Annotated in this window: 20 protein-coding genes; 5 read left to right on the top strand and 15 right to left on the bottom strand. The window is 56.6% G+C overall.

Features of this window, described 5'->3' with window-relative positions; all coding sequences use genetic code 11:
* Positions 1 to 239: 239 nt before the first annotated feature.
* Both NJC38_RS25495 and NJC38_RS25490 read left to right on the top strand, forming a co-directional pair.
* Entirely contained in the window at positions 240 to 1,685 is a 1,446-nt protein-coding gene (locus NJC38_RS25495; protein WP_253117680.1) for an ATPase domain-containing protein, read from the top strand.
* Positions 1,686 to 1,709: 24 nt separating this feature from the next.
* The gene (locus NJC38_RS25490) at positions 1,710 to 2,069 is read left to right on the top strand and encodes a response regulator (RefSeq protein ID WP_253117677.1); all 360 of its coding nucleotides are present in this window, start codon (positions 1,710 to 1,712) and stop codon (positions 2,067 to 2,069) included.
* Positions 2,070 to 2,194: 125 nt separating this feature from the next.
* Here the strand turns inward: NJC38_RS25490 and ycaC are convergent, their stop codons facing one another.
* The 3 genes from ycaC to NJC38_RS25475 form a co-directional block, all read right to left on the bottom strand.
* A complete protein-coding gene (ycaC, locus tag NJC38_RS25485) occupies positions 2,195 to 2,821 on the bottom strand; it encodes an isochorismate family cysteine hydrolase YcaC (protein ID WP_253117674.1) in 627 nt (208 codons plus the stop codon).
* 136 nt (positions 2,822 to 2,957) lie between these two features.
* Entirely contained in the window at positions 2,958 to 3,479 is a 522-nt protein-coding gene (locus NJC38_RS25480) for a cysteine hydrolase family protein (protein WP_045483446.1), read from the bottom strand.
* 206 nt (positions 3,480 to 3,685) lie between these two features.
* Complete coding sequence (locus NJC38_RS25475) at positions 3,686 to 4,507, bottom strand: TlpA disulfide reductase family protein (protein WP_253117671.1); 822 nt, start codon at positions 4,505 to 4,507, stop codon at positions 3,686 to 3,688.
* Between the two features lie 163 nt (positions 4,508 to 4,670).
* Between NJC38_RS25475 and NJC38_RS25470 the strand changes: the two genes are divergently transcribed.
* Positions 4,671 to 4,886, top strand: a complete 216-nt coding sequence (locus NJC38_RS25470) for a hypothetical protein (protein ID WP_253117668.1) — start codon at positions 4,671 to 4,673, stop codon at positions 4,884 to 4,886.
* Between the two features lie 69 nt (positions 4,887 to 4,955).
* Positions 4,956 to 5,261 carry an NIPSNAP family protein gene (locus tag NJC38_RS25465; RefSeq protein ID WP_253117665.1) on the top strand — a complete coding sequence of 102 codons (306 nt, stop codon included), beginning with the start codon at positions 4,956 to 4,958 and terminating at the stop codon, positions 5,259 to 5,261.
* A gap of 23 nt (positions 5,262 to 5,284) precedes the next feature.
* Here the strand turns inward: NJC38_RS25465 and NJC38_RS25460 are convergent, their stop codons facing one another.
* The 3 genes from NJC38_RS25460 to NJC38_RS25450 form a co-directional block, all read right to left on the bottom strand.
* A complete protein-coding gene (locus NJC38_RS25460; RefSeq protein WP_052483352.1) occupies positions 5,285 to 5,548 on the bottom strand; it encodes a DUF1652 domain-containing protein in 264 nt (87 codons plus the stop codon).
* 161 nt (positions 5,549 to 5,709) lie between these two features.
* Entirely contained in the window at positions 5,710 to 6,438 is a 729-nt protein-coding gene (locus tag NJC38_RS25455; protein ID WP_253117662.1) for a hypothetical protein, read from the bottom strand.
* Positions 6,439 to 7,172: 734 nt separating this feature from the next.
* The gene (locus NJC38_RS25450) at positions 7,173 to 7,730 is read right to left on the bottom strand and encodes a recombinase family protein (RefSeq protein WP_253117659.1); all 558 of its coding nucleotides are present in this window, start codon (positions 7,728 to 7,730) and stop codon (positions 7,173 to 7,175) included.
* 211 nt (positions 7,731 to 7,941) lie between these two features.
* Here NJC38_RS25450 and NJC38_RS25445 point away from each other — a divergent pair, with 211 nt between their 5' ends.
* Positions 7,942 to 8,862 (top strand): hypothetical protein, encoded by a 921-nt coding sequence (locus NJC38_RS25445; RefSeq protein ID WP_253117658.1) that lies wholly within the window; start codon positions 7,942 to 7,944, stop codon positions 8,860 to 8,862.
* A gap of 103 nt (positions 8,863 to 8,965) precedes the next feature.
* Here the strand turns inward: NJC38_RS25445 and NJC38_RS25440 are convergent, their stop codons facing one another.
* From NJC38_RS25440 to NJC38_RS25400, 9 genes are all read right to left on the bottom strand, one after another.
* Complete coding sequence (locus tag NJC38_RS25440) at positions 8,966 to 11,830, bottom strand: DUF927 domain-containing protein (protein ID WP_253117656.1); 2,865 nt, start codon at positions 11,828 to 11,830, stop codon at positions 8,966 to 8,968.
* Positions 11,827 to 12,090, bottom strand: coding sequence for a DUF3077 domain-containing protein (locus NJC38_RS25435; protein ID WP_253117654.1), 264 nt, complete (start codon positions 12,088 to 12,090; stop codon positions 11,827 to 11,829). The genes NJC38_RS25440 and NJC38_RS25435 overlap by 4 nt, the downstream gene beginning before the upstream one ends.
* Positions 12,087 to 12,368: a hypothetical protein gene (locus NJC38_RS25430; protein ID WP_253117653.1), complete on the bottom strand. Its 282-nt coding sequence runs from the start codon at positions 12,366 to 12,368 to the stop codon at positions 12,087 to 12,089. The genes NJC38_RS25435 and NJC38_RS25430 overlap by 4 nt, the downstream gene beginning before the upstream one ends.
* Entirely contained in the window at positions 12,365 to 12,529 is a 165-nt protein-coding gene (locus NJC38_RS25425; protein WP_253117652.1) for a hypothetical protein, read from the bottom strand. Before NJC38_RS25425 ends, NJC38_RS25430 begins: the two co-directional genes overlap by 4 nt.
* Positions 12,530 to 12,912: 383 nt before the next feature.
* Positions 12,913 to 13,218, bottom strand: a complete 306-nt coding sequence (locus NJC38_RS25420) for a hypothetical protein (protein ID WP_253117649.1) — start codon at positions 13,216 to 13,218, stop codon at positions 12,913 to 12,915.
* Positions 13,215 to 13,529: an AlpA family phage regulatory protein gene (locus NJC38_RS25415; RefSeq protein ID WP_253117647.1), complete on the bottom strand. Its 315-nt coding sequence runs from the start codon at positions 13,527 to 13,529 to the stop codon at positions 13,215 to 13,217. Before NJC38_RS25415 ends, NJC38_RS25420 begins: the two co-directional genes overlap by 4 nt.
* Before the next feature lie 2 nt (positions 13,530 to 13,531).
* On the bottom strand, positions 13,532 to 13,774 hold the full coding sequence (locus NJC38_RS25410) for a helix-turn-helix domain-containing protein (protein ID WP_253117645.1): 243 nt from the start codon (positions 13,772 to 13,774) through the stop codon (positions 13,532 to 13,534).
* A gap of 54 nt (positions 13,775 to 13,828) precedes the next feature.
* Positions 13,829 to 14,638 carry a hypothetical protein gene (locus NJC38_RS25405; protein WP_253117643.1) on the bottom strand — a complete coding sequence of 270 codons (810 nt, stop codon included), beginning with the start codon at positions 14,636 to 14,638 and terminating at the stop codon, positions 13,829 to 13,831.
* Positions 14,639 to 14,876: 238 nt separating this feature from the next.
* Positions 14,877 to 16,124: a tyrosine-type recombinase/integrase gene (locus NJC38_RS25400; RefSeq protein WP_253117641.1), complete on the bottom strand. Its 1,248-nt coding sequence runs from the start codon at positions 16,122 to 16,124 to the stop codon at positions 14,877 to 14,879.
* Positions 16,125 to 16,279 lie beyond the last annotated feature (155 nt).

Below are 16,279 nucleotides of genomic sequence, written 5' to 3'. Positions count from 1 at the left end.
GATCAGTGGTCGTTAAAGTGCCCTGTCACTCTGAGTTGCGGCCCGACAAGGATTTTCTGTAACCGTTCAAGATCGTTTCAATTGGTTTGTTGTCCAGATCAAAGGTCGTTCGCGACCACGGACTTGAAAGATCACAAGAGCTCAGGGTTGAGAAGCTTTTATAACAGAGCCAGAATGCGTCACTTGAGCGTGTTCTGAACGAGCATGCCGGCGTTGCCGAATACCGGGAGAAAGAGATCTTGAACCAGCTAAAACGCCTTCAGAGCGGAATTGAAGGGCTTGATGAGCTGCTGAAGGGAGGCTTCGTTTCAGGATCCTCCTACATCATCCAGGGGCGCCCCGGATCGGGCAAGACGATCCTGGCCAATCAGATTGGCTTCAACCACGTGCGCGACGGCGGGCGCGTGTTGTTCGCGACCCTGCTGGCCGAACCTCACGAGCGTTTGTTCCAGTTCCTTTCGACCCTGAGCTTTTTCGACAAAGACCGGATCGGCGAAGAGATCCAGTTCATCAGCGCCTTCGACACCATGGAAAACGAAGGTCTGGATGAAGTCGTGAAGCTGCTGCGGCGGGAAATCTCGCGGCAAAAATCGACAGTGATGATTCTCGACGGCCTGCTCAATGCCCGCTCCAAGGCCGACTCGCCGCTCAATACCAAGCGTTTCATTTCCGAATTGCAGGGCCATGCTGCCTTTGCCGGCTGCACGGTATTCTTCCTGACCAGCTCGCAACTCGACGATGGCAGCCCGGAGCACACCATGGTCGATGGCGTGCTCGAACTGGGCGAAGAACAGCTCGGCTCACGGCTGGTACGCCGCATCAAGATGCGCAAGACCCGCGGCAGCGCGGCATTGGCCGGCGATCATGAGTGCGAGATCACCGATGACGGCCTGGTGGTCTATCCGCGCCTTGAGAGCACCGTGACTCATTCAGCCATGCGTGACAGCGACACGCTGGGGCTGGTGCCCAGTGGCCTGGCTTCGCTTGACCCGCTCATCGGCGGTGGTCTGGTGTCCTCCTCGGTCTCGCTGATCATGGGGCCTTCCGGCTCGGGCAAGACGTCTATAGGCATCAACTTCCTGGCCGAGTCCACGGTAGCAGAGCCGGGGCTGCACTTCGGTTTCTATGAGTCTCCCCAGCGCCTGCGGCTGAAAGCCAAAGCGCTGGGACGTGACTTCGCGTCGCTGGAGGCTGAGGGTGCACTGACACTGCTCTGGCGTTCGGTCACCACGGAAAAGATCGACAAGCTGGCCCTCGAACTGCTGCGCATGGTCGAGCAGAAATCCATCCGCCGGGTGTTCATCGACAGCCTTGGTGGAATGGCCAGAACGGCAGCAGACCGATCGCGGATTCTCGATCTGTACACGGCATTGATGGGAGAGCTGCGCAGCCGCAACGTCACCGTGATCGCTTCCTGGGAGGTGCGCAGTATCCTGGGTGAAGTGGTCGATGCCCCGGCTTCGGATCTGTCCGGAATTGTCGATAACCTGCTGCTGGTCAGATTCGCAGAATCAGACGCTGAACTTAAACGGCACCTGTCCATCCTTAAAGTTAGGGACAGTGCTTATGATCCTGCGCTTCTCGAACTGGTGATAGGTAATCAGGGCATAGACGTTCGCAAGGCTTTTTCTCATGTATTCGACGACGACAACGGTGCAGATTCACAACCGTCATCTCGCCCATGACTCATTGAGCAGGGTGGGCGCGCTATGACCACGATTCTGATTGTCGATGATGAGTACCTGATCGCTGAGATCCTGAGCTTTGCGCTGGAGGATGAGGGCTTTCTGACTGTCACCGCGGGCACTGCGCAAAAGGCGCTGACGATCCTGGACCGGGAAAGACCGGGCCTGATCATCACCGACTACATGATGCCGGGCATGAACGGCATGGAGTTCGCCACTGCCGTGCGGGAAAACCCGCAGTTTGCCACCATTCCCATTGTCTTGATGAGCGGCGCCCAGGCACACCTGGGCTCGGCCAGGCCTGAGCTGTTCACCAAGGTCTTCGAAAAACCGTTCGAAATCGAAGTCATGGTCGAGAGCGTGAAAAAACTGCTCAACGAGTAACCGGTCGTATCCCGCGCTAAGCACGCAACCTCGTAGGAGCGGCTTCAGCCGCGAATCTTTCGTGGTTAAAGCTTCGCTGCTGAAGCGTTCGCGGCTGAAGCCGCTCCTACCGGGTATTGCATCAATCAGTGCGAAGCCAGCGCTGCATAGCTGTTCATCAGGTTGCGGTAGTTGGGAATACGCTGGCTCAGCAGATTACCCAAACCTTCGATATCGTTGCGCCAGTCGCGGTGCAGCTCACACGCCACCGAGAACCAGTTCATCAGTTGGGCGCCGGCCTGGCTCATGCGGTTCCACGCGGCCTGTTGCACGGTTTCATTGAAGGTGCCGGAAGCATCGGTCACCACGAACACTTCAAAACCTTCTTCCAGGGCCGACAGCACCGGGAAGGTCACGCACACGTCGGTGACGACACCGGCGATGATCAGTTGCTTGCGGCCGGTGGCCTTGATCGCCTTGACGAAGTCTTCGTTGTCCCAAGCGTTGATCTGGCCAGGGCGGGCGATGTACGGCGCATCCGGGAACTGCTCTTTGAGCTCCGGCACCAGCGGGCCGTTGGGGCCTTGCTCGAAGCTGGTGGTGAGGATGGTTGGCAGTTCGAAAAATTTGGCCAGGTCACCCAGCGCCAGCACGTTGTTCTTGAACTCGTTGGGCGAGAAGTCCTGCACCAGCGAGATCAGGCCGGTCTGGTGGTCGATCAGCAGTACTACGGCGTCGTCTTTGTTCAGGCGGTTGTAAGTGAAGTTGGCCATGGGGTAGATCCTTTATCTGAGAAGTTGTGGGGTAAGTGGCGTTGCGTTCAACTTGGACACAGATTAAGGATTTACCTGGACGGGATAAATCGGCTGAAAAGCGTTTTACTGTCACCTTGAAGGAGACAATCTAAGCTCAATCGAACTGCCAGTCCTGTGAATGCACCACCCGGCAAAACGGCCCGGCGAGGGTCGCATTATGGTGGGCAACAATATGTTCGGCCTTGAGAGCTGGCGTGTCAGAGCAGCTATGGCCGTCTTCGATAAGCACCGCATCGAAGCCCAGCTCGCGTGCGGCGCGGCAGGTGCTGTCCACGCAGTACTGAGTCTTCAGGCCGACGATCACCAGGCTTTTTGTGCCTGCCGCGTGCAGGCGTTCAACCAGATCAGTGCCGGCAAACGCGCTGGGGCGGGTTTTCTCGAAAATATGCTCGTTGCCGCTCAGATGCAGTTCATCGATCAGGCGGGTCAGGTTGCTGCCCGGTTCGATGGGCGAGCCAGACGGGCCGACGTGACGGGCCAGGAACACCGGTGCTCCCGCTGCCTGGGCCTTGCCCAGCAATTCATTGACCGTATTGAGCAGCCGCTCGGCTTGCCAAGGCGTGTCCGGGCCATGGAACAGCCCGACCTGCATATCCAGAACCAATAGTGCGTGCATGTCGCTTCTCCTTGCTTGAAAAACCAGCGACACGGGCAATAAAAAGGCCCCGTCCATCGCTGGCGGGGCCTTGGGGGATCGAGCTTCAGTTACTCACGACACCACACGCGACCCGCCATGGGCGGTCGTGGTAGTGGTGGTCGAGGTCAGCGCGAAAATGATCATGGGGGCGAGACTAGTCAATCCGTAAGAGGATGGCAACCGCTTCACTGGCCTGACTCCTCACTGTTTTGCAGGCTTTTCAAGGCCCGCGCCAGGCTGGCCTGCGACAGCTCACCCAAGTGATTGCCGACCTGCCGACCCTCACTGTCGAAGTACAAGGTGGTTGGCAAGGCCATGGAGCCGGCCAGCTTGCCGAGTTGGTTGTGTCGGTCTAGCAGTACATTGCTCAGTTCCAGCCCTTGGGACTGCATGAAGTGCTGGATCTCATCCGTTGTTTCACCCTGATTGACGAACAGGAAGGTCACCTGCGGATGTTCGGCCTGGGCTTTCATCAGCACCGGCATCTCGCGCCTGCACGGTGGGCACCAGGTTGCCCACAGATTGATGACCAGCGGCTTGCCACGATACGCCTGCAGGTTGACCGGCTTGCCGTCCAGCTCGACCAACGGCAGATCAGGCAGGCGTGATTCTCGTTCCTGCCAGTGCAAGACAAGATTACCCGCACCCCAGGCGAATAAACCGACCATCATCGCTATGCCCAACGGCTTGCGCAGCGGCGGGTTTTTATACAGCTTCCAGGCGCCCATAAGCAGCGCAGCCAACAGCCCCGCCTCAGCGATAAAGCCGCCGTCACGGATATCGACAATTCCCCAGAGCTGGTCTCGGTAATGCTGGAAATACACCGCCACGAAGGCAACACGAGCCGCCAGCAATGCCGTAATCAGCAGGCCAAACAGTTGCTTCTCCGGATTAAGCCCTTGACGGCGGCCCACGCGCCAGCCGGTCAGGCTCGCCAGCAACAGGCTGCCAATGATCAGGACATGCTGCATGGCCAGTGCCAGAGGGCCGATGTTCAGGGTCAGCATTGGGTGTGTTCCTTGGTGCCTGAAAAAAGGCCTTCACTTTGCCAGCCGCGCACCTTGCAAGGCGATACTGGCCACTAGGGTAATTGCAGGTGATTTATGACGGTCTGTGACCTGATAAGATCATGCGGCCATTTTCGATGGCCTCTATCAGGGAGTAATTTTGATGCTGGACGCATTGCTGGAACTCATTGTTGAGTTTGTCCTGCGTTGTCTTTTCTATCCCGTTGGCTGGCTGTTGCTCAAACTGATAACGCTGGGTCAATGGTCACCTCGTGAGTCATGGTTATCAGGCAAGCCGAGCTCGGAATGGGTCACCGCGTTGGGCGCGGCGGTCTGGGTAGTCGGTGGGCTTGTAGCGCTCAATCAGTTTGTCTTCTGAGTAACTCAAGAAGAGTAGGCTGAACGCCGGGTTAGAATGGCGTCCCGGTTTTTTCAAAGGAATGATCCAGTGATCACCTGCCACGTCCGCTACATCATTGACCCTTATCAACTGGTCGATTTCGAAGCCTATTGCCGTCGCTGGATTCATCTGGTCGGGCGCATGGGAGGGCAGCACCACGGCTACTTCCTGCCGTCAGAAGGCGCCAATAACGTCGCCTACTGCCTGTTCAGCTTCCCCAGCCTGGCCGACTACGAACGTTATCGCGAACAGGCCGCCACTGACCCTGAATGCATCGAGGCCGTGCAACTGGCAACCGAGAAAAAATTCATCATCAGTTACGAGCGCAGTTTTATGCGCCCGTTGTTTGATTGAAAGGCAGCGTCGGTTGAACGAACTCAGGCCTGATGCATGGCTCGCAGCGGCCGGGCCACCTGACGCAACCTGACCTCTTCGCGGATACCCAGCACCAGCGATGCAATGGCGCGTCCGGTGTCCAGCTGAGCGACCGGAATGCCGCTCAGGCTGAATTCCTCAGCCTGGGTTCTGGGATGACTCAGTTCGAGACTCATCAGCCCGTCGGCAGTGATGGTGCACTTGCACAGTGACGGGACGAACGCGGTTTCCATGATGTGGCGCAGATCGGCATGGGAAAGCAGCATCTGGGCATCCTTGGCACTGCGGGTGCCGGGCGCTTGGAAATAGGAGAGCGTTCACTAATCTAGTCCAAGTCTGTCGATATGTCGTCCCGCATCCCTGGCTGTTTGCGGGCAACACGTCAGAAATGTGATGCGCTGCCGATTTCACCCAGGCCCATTCGGCATCACTGATGCTTGCCCTGGCCTGGCACTACATAGTGGGTGCCATCGTAGGTCACCAGGTACCTCTTGGTCACCGGCTTGCTCTCGCTGTTACTGCAATCGTCGTGCTTCGCGAACGAGCGCGACTCTACCGTCTTTTCCGTCACCGCCAGGCCCGCATAACCATGGCTAAGCGTGTTGTCGATCGCCAGGCTGCTGGTGATGTCATAGAACTCGCCCTGGCAGTTGCCATCCCACTCTCCGCCTGAACGTTGTACTTCCAGCTTGTCCAGAACCTTGCGCGGCTTGGCGCCGTCGAGCACATACAGGCTCAGGTCGGTGGAGGAGAATGGGTTCACGCGTGATGAGCCGACATAGCTGGCACGCACCCCAAATGCGCGCAGCTCAGGTGTCAGGTGATAGCGTGCGGTGTCCAGGCTCAGACTTTCGAAGCGCACTGCATCGGAACTGATCGCCGCACTTTCATAGACATGCTGCTCGATCTGACCACCTACAGCGCTGAGAACCTCCAGCCCGTAGGTCGCGCCGTCCTCCTCATCGCCGCTTTCAACAAACGCCAAGGCTGCCAGGGTTCGCTTGGCATCGACAGGAGAGGCCTTGCACACCGAATGTTGGGCAGAGAACGCCAGATCGGGATGCAGCTTTTTCGCCCAACCGGCCAGTTGTGCGGTGCAATCGGCAGAAGCGACAGCGGGCAGGCAGAACAAGGTCAGAGCTAAAGCACAGCGCATAGGGATTCCTTTACCTGAGCGATGGAGCAGGGCGTTATTTGAATGAGCGTAAACGGCAGGGCGGGCGCGGGGAAGAGCGATTGCAGATCCCCAGAAACAACAAAGCCCGCACTAGGCGGGCTTTACTGTGAACTTGGTGGTACACAGTAAATTGAACCTGAGCGGTATTTGACTGATTTTATTGAGTATTTCTTATGGGTCAAGGGTGTAGGCATACATAGAGGCATACATAGAGGCATACACGTAATTACCATCCGCCTTACGCAAGGGGGCCACCCCTATTTTTCCCGCATTTTGCAAGGAGAGTGGAGGACTCGGTCTAACTGTAAGGGCTCAAAAAACATTTGCACCCCCTAGGGTACGGACGCGGCTGACATGTTGGCCATCCGCCCAGTTGCACCCCGGAGACTTACGCCGCTGCTGGCTGGCTTCTGGTGCTGGGGCGTGGGGCTGTTTTGATCTACCCTCGGAAAAGCTGGTGTTCTTGGTGTTCTTGGTGTTCCGATAATGCGCTAAGCCTTATAGGCCGGGGCTTTCAGCCATGGAACACCTTTGATAAAAGCAGAGAACACCAAGCCTCAAAAGCAACAAAGGTGTTCCTGAGTCATCGGGTGGCTAACACAGAGTTTGCGAACGGCCAGTTGAGCTGGCCAACAGGAGGGAGGGGTGGGCGAGTTGGTCTGGCGAGCAGTCGTGCTGACCGCTCGCCCAGTCTGTGCGGGATAGCTACAGGTTCACTTGTTCCAGTGTCTTTTGATCGTGGGCAGGCTCAGGCCAAGCTCTGAGACGCTTTGGCTCTGGCTCAAACCGCGACTCTTGCAAGCCTGAACAAGCTTGGTTGTCCCGGTCGCTTCGGGCCGGCCTCCTTTTTTATCTGAGCGTGCCAAGCCTTCTTTTGTCCGTTCTCTGATGCGATCCCGTTCAAATGCGGCCACAGCGGCGAGAACGGTAAGTTGCAGCTTTCCGGCTGCGCTGGTGAGGTCCACACCATCCAGGTCAACACTGCGTACATGAATGCCCCTTTCGGCCAGTATCTCGATGGTGGCCAGCACGTCCTGTACGTCTCGACCCAAGCGATCCAGTTTGAGGACCACGAGCATGTCTCCAGCTTCCATCCGATCCGTCATCCTGGAGAACTCGGGACGCTGCATGGCTGGCGTGCCTCCCGATACCTGCTCGGCAAACCACCTGTGTGATTGAATCTCAAAGCCCTTTTGCTGGAGGGCCATCAGCTGGTTGTCGGTGGACTGCTCCAAGGTGGAGACGCGTCCGTATGCGAAGACTCGGTTCATCACCTGATCCCTTTGGTGTCTTAAAACGTGGGATCATTATAGGTTGGTGTCATAAACCTGTAAATGACATTTGTTGATACCAGAATGGGGCGGCTTTTGGGTGGTGTCATAAAACGGTCGTTTGTTGATATCGAGAAAAGGTTTGGATGGTGGCTAGTGGCTACTTGTCATTGTATGCTCATCATTCGCCCCTCAGTAAGGCAAGGGACTTATGCCGCAAATATCGATCCCCCTCGTCGTGTTCTATGTTGTAGAAGACCAACCTAAAATGGTTGATATAACACTGCTCGTCCATGAGCATCAGGTGTCTCCAGAAAGCTACATAGATGAGCTGCATCATGGTGCAATTTACTGCCCAAAATGTGGAGTGATGTGCAGTCGGCAACCGCGAAAGAAGGCTAAGCGCAAAGACAATGTTGATGGGTTTTTCTTTCACTTGAAAGACTTTGAACACATCAAATGTGAGTACCGTAAAGCTGGAGGGACTAAGGCTGGTGACGGGGATGGAAAAGCGAAAAAAGCGATCAATCTCATTAACTTCAATGGGTGGAAAAGTGTAGAGGATGATGACGGTGGTGATGAGGATGAAGATGGTGATCAAGACAAAAAAGGCAAGCGTGAGGTTGCTCGGGGATCTACTGGTAACAGAACTGGTGGTGAACTGACGTTTGGTGAGGATGGATCTTTATTAAAGGCTGGTAATTTTAGTACCGTGTCTAGACTCTTGCAGGTAGCTCGAAAATCCCTTGACATAAACGTGCAGTTCCCAGGCCATGAAGCGACTCGTATTGGTGATCTGATTATCTCTGTGGAAAAATTGCAGAAAAATAGCGAAAGATACATTGGGAAAAGCTGGCTGATATATGGAGTGCCAACAAGCATTGAGAGCGGAAAATTTAAGTATTTTTACAATTTCGCTTCGCCTGGGCACAAATTTGCGATTTATTGTGACCGTGAGGTCGTTATGGGCAAAGAGTGGCAGGGGCGTGAACGAGGTCGTTACTATCTTTTCTATGGCTTGCTTGAGAGGCGGGGCGATAATTCTACGGTCGTTAGAGTCACCGAATTGGGTCAGGCTCATAGGGTATCTCTGAGTGCTCGTAAGTTTTTTAGCAAGGTAGGGGCAGGATAAAATTGCACGCGGTAGGAGATGACGCCTGAAAGTTTCACGACGTAGGCTGGTTTCTTGTTGACGCCTTCAGGCTGAGTCATCTTTTTTGGTTGAAGTAATATCTCTATTTTTCTGTTGCAAAGGCTTGGCCGCTCACTAAGTATGTGCGGCCTTTGGGCATTCCTGGCAGAGTCAACAATTGTGCTGCTTTTCCATCGGTGCCAGGCTCCAATATACCTCGTGTAACCAGTTCTCTATTGACGCTTCGTAAGTTCATACCTTTAAAGACTTCATCTCTCCAAGCAGTTGGCAAGAAAAAGTAAGTCACCGTCGTATGCAGCATATCTCCCACCCCATGCTGAATGGTCCGCCGAAACCCCAGCCGATCTGCTGTGCGCGGTGCATGGTCATCCGTTTTGGCAGCAACTGAATCCCATCGTGTAAACCGGCTTTCCCCATACCGCTCGATGATCCCGCGTAGCCGCGCCACAATCGCTTCTGCCTCCATATTGCCCGCGCCGCCACGCTCGGCCAGCCATGCATTGAGACAGGTCTTGGCGGCGTTCAGGGCTTCTCCGTCGGGCCAGCCGGTTATGCCCAGCCCGGTCGCCAGTTCTCCTGCCGCGCCAGCCAGGCCGAAGCGAGCGGCGGCGCGTTGGGCTTGGCCGCTGGCGTTGGCTGGAAGGGTGTCTGCCACGAAGCGCTCTTGTGTTCTGCGTAGCATTACGCGGTAGGCGTCGAGTTTGCCGGGTTCACAGAGGGCCGACAGGAAGGTGGCAAGTGGAGTCCCGTAGTATTTGGCCACTTTGGTCTTGAGCGAGTCAGAAAGCAGCGCGGCGTCGTCGAAGCCATGCAGGTTTTCAAACATGCCCAGCCCCTTCCCTGCATCGGCAGGCACGGCCAGCATGCGTACTTCCATACCCGCCTTGAGTTCCTTGTTGGCTTCGGCCATGTGCTGGGCGAGGGTCTTTTCTCCTGTTGAGAGAAACAGCAAGCGCCATTCCTGCACCTGTCGGCCCGCTTGTCCTCGATCATTGGCCCGTGCTTTGCCGGTGCCGTTGCCAAGCATGTATATGGTTTCACCGATGATGCGTGGATCGCACATGCCGATTTCATCCAGGACCAGCAACCCATCGGAGTGCGCTGCGGCAATGGACTCCAGGGCGTTGTCTGTTGAGCGCCATGAGCGCACCAGACGCGGCCCGCCATAAACGGATGCGGCTACCTGCAAATGCGTGGTCTTGCCCCCTGAGCTGTCGCCGTACAAGTGAAAGCCACCTGACTCCTGACCCAGCATGTGCAGTAGTGGACCAGCAAGCGCTACACACACCACGAAAGCCAATCGAGGGTTACCGGCGCATAGGGCGCTTATGTTCTGTTGCCATTGTTCCAGCGTGCCTGACTGCTCGATGGGTGGCATCTGCGCGCCCGCTTCGTAGAAGTGCAGATGTTCGGCGCTGGTGCCTACTTGCCTGTCTGGCAACAGGTAGGCGTTGCCGTGCCACCCGAGCCGAGTGACCAGCCGGGCGCGTTCTGTGCTGTCGTAGCCTTGCAGGTAACTCTGCAGGTCGTTTCGGGCGTTGCGGCCGGAGCGGGTGCCAGCTAGACGTAGCCCCATGTCAACCAAGGGGCCAAGCACGTCTTTGCCGAAGTCACCGGCCATGCACCGTTGAGGGATGTTCCAGCGCTTCTTCTGGTTGTCCGGGTCGTCGAATTCGACCAGAAGCCCCCAGTTATGGCCCTTGTCGTCGCGTGTGCGAGCCAGGATTTCAAGCCTTGAACACACATGGCGGGCCTCGCCGTCGTCGGTCGCATAGAACACGCCATCGGCGGTGAGGCGGAATCCGTTGGGTAGTATGGTGGCTTGCTGCTTACGAGATGGCTTGGCGGGTGTGGGTTTAACGGCAGGGCGGTCGCTTGTAGCGGGCGACAGGGTGAACAGCTCCCCGGTACGCAACAGTTCGGCAAAGTGGTCGGCGGTCCAGCCTTTGTGCAGAGCATCAGCGGCGTCATCGCCTTCGCACCACGAGCCGCCAGGGCTGAGGGTTGGCTTATCGCCGTCAGCACCTGGGCGCTGGCTCATCATCGTTAGCGCCAGCATCCTCACCGATGCTGCGCCGAGTTTGCGCAAGTGTTCAGCGAGGCCATCCATGCAGTTCAGGCCCGGCGCGTCGTTATCGGGCCATAGCAGCACGTCACGCCCGGCGAGCGGTGTGAAGTCAGCTTTGCGCCATGAATTCGTGCCGTTGAGCCAGCATGTAGCGACGTGGCCCGGCAGAAGCGTGGCGGCGGCGTCAGATGATTTTTCACCTTCGCAGATGACCACAGGGTCTGTAGAGCGCCGATGCAGTTCATCAAGGCGCAGTAGCGGGCGAGGCTCTGGTAATCCCTGCCAGCGCCATTGATGCACGCCTGTGGCGGTGTTCCTGCACCAGGTCAACGGCGCGAACACCTTCCCCGATTGACCGTTGCCATCTGCTTGCACGTCAAAGCGGTACAGGGCCAGCAGGGGGCGAGCTTCGGCATTACGGTAAAGCCAGACCTTCGAGGGGGAGCCGTGCTGACGATGCGCTTTCGGGATCTTGCTCATGGCGTCGTCGGGTATGGGCTGTACAGGTTGCCACTCTCCGGTTTTTGGTTTGTTCGACGCTGTAGGCGTATTCGGTGTTTGAGGTTGCACATGCAGGAAGACCGCAAGCTTGTTACAGGCTTCGATATCGGTGCAGCCGTCCAGATAGCGCACCAGGTCAATCAGGTCGCCGCCTTTGTCACCTGTTGCGAAGTCAGCCCAAGTGCCTTTTGCCAGATTGATTTTGAGTGAGCCTGCGTGTTTGTCGGTGCGAGTCGGATTGGGGGCGGTGTATTCCTTGCCGCCATCGACTCGTTGGCCGCTGGGCAGCCAGTGGTTCAATACCTGATCTATGGCGCGTAAGGCTGCTGCTTTGACGTCTGCGAAACGCGGCCTTGCTGGTTTGCCAGTGGGTTTCATGAGCGCGCCTCCGTAACAACGGTGATGGCCTCATCGGTGAGCGCTTTGGCCATTTCGCCCAGGTGATGAAGCGCCCAAGTGAAGTGCTCGCTGTCACCGTTCATGGCGACGTGTAGAGAGAGCTGGTTAACACAGGTTTGCAAGTTGGAGGCGTACAGCAGCGCGTCAGCAATAGGGATATCAGCGTTGACTCGAAACAGGTGCTGGCCCTGATGGTTGCATGGAAAAAATGAGGTGCTGCCTACGGTGGTCGGGATCATGGCCGAACCTCCGCAGGCTTGTGGTGATGTGAGGTGGCGTCACCGTGCAGTGCCAGGGTCTTGATAAGTCCAAGGGTGCCGCGTACATCCCACAGGACCGATGAAATGATGTGGCTTGAGAGGGGCGGTTTGTCACCGTCGAAGTGGTCTTCCAGCAGGCATAGTACGGCGTCCGCACGATCAATTGCACAGGTAATGGCGTCAATCGGTATGCCGGGCTCTACGTCGTTGGCCACGCGCAGCAGGTGTTCAGGCAGGGCGAACTGGCAGGTGTTCATTGCGCACCTCCAGAAGTTTCCAGGGCGCGTGCTTTTTGCATGTGGGCGTTGTAGCGGGCGAGACGTACGGAAAGCGAGGAATCGGCGTGGAGGGCGTTCAGAGCCATCTTGCGATGAGCTGCCGCGCGTTTTTTGGACGGATTTATAGCGAGGTAGTGCATTGGTGCGGTTCCTTCGTAAGTAACCGTCACCGTCTGCCGCCAAGCAGATTGAGGGTGACGGGTTGCACAAGGTTGGCGGACCGGGACGAAAGGAACCCGGCACCCCCGAAGGAGTCCCTGCGCAACCCGCCATAACACGATATTGCGGGCACAAAAAAAGCGCCTGCAATGGGTTTTGGGGCGCTGTTGCGCCTTTCGATTTCGGACCGCCAAGTCCGTTTTCTGGTTTTTCAACCAAGGCAGAAGGGTAACCGGATGACGCACGTATCGCAACCTTGTGAGACGTGCTGCCGGTTTGAGACGCAAGACGATTGGATGTAAATTGGGTCGGCATGACGATCTACCTCAAACGCCTCTGGTTGCAGCCAGAGGCGTTTTGTTTTTTAGGCGTGGTTCGCAGGACGCAGGTGCTGGAAGGGGAACAGCTCTTCTTCGGTCATGAGTTCCGCCATGTCATGGATGTGTTGCTGTTCAGCCTGTGAGAGGTCAGCCGCGCGCACGGGACCACCGTCTGCTGCCAGCACTGAAAAGACGCCGTCAGGCCAACTGATGACGCCGATCCACCGGCCAGCTTTTCGATGTTTCAGCGCCAGCTTTTCCAGCCATGTGGTGCGCGTTTTTGAAAAGCCGATTTCGTATAGGATTTCAAAAGGCTGTATGCGGGCTTTCAATTGCTTGTCGGTCTTCATGCTGCTACTTCCTTGCGCGCTGCGATGCGTGCGCGTACCCATGCTTGAACTTCACTCAACACCCAGGCAACGGGTGCGCCTCTCGCCGTGCTATCGCTTAGCTTGACCGGCAGCGGGAAACCACTGTCTCTGCGCTGCATCAGCTTGTAGATGGTGGGGCGCGACAGGCCGACCATTGCCATAACGTCAGTGATGCGTATCAGTGTGGTTTCTGGATTATTGAGTGAGCCGCGTGTCGGGCGAATCCTGCACAGGGTTGCAGAGTCGGATGCGGTCTGAGGTGCGCCAGAATTGGTCGCGTGGCGATTCATGGTCAGGCCTCCTGCTGATGAGGCGGGCCGAAGTGTTCCCGCTCAAGGAGCCAATCGTTAACGTCGGAAATGCGATAGCGAATGCGCGAGCCACAGCGAATGTAAGGCAGGTTGTGCCGGCCTGTGCTGCGCCAGGTGGCGAGGGTTTTGACCGAAATCCCCATGAGTGATGCGACGGCCTCAGGTGTCAGCAGCTCTTCGGGGGGCAGCGTCGCCCAGGTTGACGAGGGGGATGGGTATTGCATTTGGTGCCTCCGCGTTCTCTAGTGATCCACGGGGCACACATTAGGATTCATCCCTTATCGAAAATACTTGTCTGCTGGGCAGGCATCGGGTGTTTGCTTAGCAGGCGCATGGTTCATCGGCAGTTTCTTGTAGGGGGCATCAATCCATTTTTCGATGGTGGCAAGTGTGGGTAGGGCCTTGTTCAGATCGGCATTCTGCTGCTTGAGCGCTTCGGCCATTTTTTCCAAGTCGTTCTTGAGGATCGCACGTGCGACGGCGGCCTTTTTCAGGCGACGTCCAGCGAGGTCATAAGCTCGTTCAGCGAGAGATTTCAGTGCCTCTTTCTTGAAGTGGCCGAACAGCTTTTCCGCTCTCATCTTCCCGCCTGAGCGTGCGACCTCCGTGTTTCGCTCTGCGGCCCCGATTTCCTTTGCCTTGTTCAGTTCAGAAGCCGAAGGTGCACCGGAAACGCCAAACAGCGCTGTACTGGTGATCTGCTCAAGTCGAGCGCGTAACCGCCAGAACTCTTCGTTGCATAACCCCTGGGTGGAAGCCATGTATGCCAGTCTCAGGGCGTCAGTCAGGCATTCAGCATGGCTGAATCGGCAGTATCTGTCGGCAACCACTTGGATAGTGTCCAAGGTATCCATTGGCTCATGCTCCGTTGCCCAGAAGCAGTTGCGAATGGCTTGTCGCAACCGTTCCGCAACCATCGCCGCTGGCCCAAAGCGTGCCATTCTTGTCTTGTCGCTTTCGTCGAGGTAATCGCCATGCAACAGCTTGGTGTCCTCACGCAGCACTTCAATCAGGTGTTCTATCTCAGACGAATCCAGAAGGATTTCCGCTTCGATGATGCAGTCTTTGAAAAATGTTCCGCTGCTCATAGCCCCACGCCCCTGTAGCCGAGTCGCCCCATCGCGCTGGCGTTTGACCTTGATCTTCGGTGTTGGCCTTCAGCTAAAAGGGCACAGTGGCTGGAACACCAATTGTGTTCTGGATAGTTGGTGTTCTTTGAGTTTCGCAAAGGTGTTCCATGGCTGGAGACCTTTAAAAACGTGGCGTGCAGCGTTTTTGGAACACCAAGAACACCAGGAACACCGCATTTTTGGGGTATAGGTGTAATCATCCCTGAGCCACCTTGCCGAATCTGGCTTGAACGACGTTGCCTTGTTCGATCGAATCCAGGTAATCCGCATACCACTGCATCATCGACATGCGTTGCTCCAGGTACTGAGCCTTGTTGTAGATACCGCGTACCCCCTGTGCCTTGTGGCTAAGTTGAGCTTCGATATGGTCAGCAGGAAAACCATGCTCATTGAGAATGGTGCTGGCGATATGGCGAAACCCGTGACCGGTCTGTCGGCCTTCATAGCCGAGGCGCCGTAGGGCCATCAGGAATACAGTGTCGCTGCGGGGTTGGGTGCGGTCGCTTCTGCCTGGAAAGAGCAATGTGTGGCCGCCGGTAAGGGAGTGCAGTTCTTTCAATGCATCGATGGCTTGCTTGCTCAGGGGCACGACATGCTCCCGGCCTTTCTTGCGTCCTTTGCGTTCGATCGGCACCGTCCACAGACGTTTGCTCAGGTTGAACTCACACCAATGTGCCTCTCTGAGTTCGCTGGGTCGTACCGCAAGCAGTGTCAGTAGACGAAGCCCCAGACATACATCTTTGGCATGTGGGTATGAGCGTATGGCTCGTAGCAGGCCGGGCAGTTCGCCAATGGGTACGTGCGCATAGTTCTCGGCTTTACCTGCGGCGAGGAATTTATGAACACCTTCGAGGGGGTTGTTCACTGCTCTGCCGGTTACCCTGGCCAGATCGTAGACATCTTTGCAGTAGGCACGCACTCGACTCATCTGCTCAAGGATGCCGGTGCGCTCCATACCCTTGAGCAGGTCCATCCATTCCATGGAGGTGATGCCGGTGTAGTCACGTCTTCCAAATGACGGAAAGACGTGACGCTCCAATGCGCCGATGATCCGTTTGGCAGTACCTGCATCCCATCCAGGTAAACGAGAGCGATGCCACTCCCGCGCTAATACTTCGAATGTCTCATTGGCGATTGCCAGGTCAGCAGCCTGCCGGGCTTTTTTCGATGTGATGGGGTTCTTGCCTTCTGATGCATCCGTTCGTAGTTCGGATGCTTTGCGGCGGGCGAGTGCACCACTGACTTCGGGGTAGCCACCCAAGCCAAGCCATGACCATTTGCCGTCAGGTTTCTTGTAGCGCAGTTCCCATGACTTCTGACCACCGGGTTTGACCCTGAAATATAAGCCAGGACTGTCCAGCTCGCGGTACACGCCAGCTTCAGGCTCAAGGCCCGCAAGGGTGGTATCAGAGAGGGGGCGACGCTTGATAGCCGAGCGCTTCATTCCTTGTATGCCTCCAGTTCAATTTCTGGCAAAGCATACACAGGGGCATACAAGACGCTGCGGTATAGAGTGATACTGGATAAGACGCCCAGAAACAGAAAAGCCCGCACAGGGCGGGCTTTTCCGGTTGTTTTGAGACTGTCTGAGACAACCCA

Source organism: Pseudomonas sp. 21LCFQ010 (assembly GCF_024129905.1).
Taxonomy (GTDB): Bacteria; Pseudomonadota; Gammaproteobacteria; order Pseudomonadales; family Pseudomonadaceae; genus Aquipseudomonas.
The sequence above is the reverse complement of the archived record's forward strand: the minus strand, read 5'-3'. Positions and strand labels throughout refer to the sequence as shown.